General features: G+C 37.4%; 1 protein-coding gene. It reads left to right on the top strand.

Annotated elements, in window-relative coordinates:
- Positions 1-513: NADH-quinone oxidoreductase subunit D-related protein (locus IE312_RS44985; RefSeq protein WP_502267014.1), on the top strand; the 513-nt coding region annotated here is incomplete at both ends.

Genomic DNA, 513 nt, shown 5'->3' with positions numbered 1-513 from the left:
TGTTTACAGAAGCAATAACAGTAAATGGACCAGAACAATTGGGAAATATTCAAGTTCCTAAAAGGGCCAGCTATATCAGAGTAATTATGCTGGAATTGAGTCGTATAGCTTCTCATCTGTTATGGCTCGGCCCTTTTATGGCAGATATTGGTGCACAGACTCCCTTTTTCTATATTTTCAGAGAACGAGAATTTGTATATGATCTATTCGAAGCTGCCACCGGTATGAGAATGATGCATAATTTTTTTCGTATTGGAGGAATAGCGGCTGATTTACCTTATGGTTGGATAGATAAATGCTTGGATTTTTGTGATTATTTTTTAACAGAGGTTGTTGAATATCAAAAACTCATTACACGAAATCCTATTTTTTTAGAACGGGTTGAAGGAGTTGGGATTATTGGTGGGGAAGAAGCAATAAATTGGGGTTTATCCGGACCAATGCTACGCGCATCCGGAATACCATGGGATCTTCGTAAAATTGATCGTTATGAGTCTTACGATGAATTTGAAT

The organism is Streptomyces capoamus (assembly GCF_014654935.1).
In the GTDB taxonomy this organism is placed as follows: domain Bacteria; phylum Actinomycetota; class Actinomycetes; order Streptomycetales; family Streptomycetaceae; genus Streptomyces; species Streptomyces capoamus.
Note: the sequence above shows the minus strand (reverse complement) of the source record. Positions and strands in the feature narration are given on the sequence as shown.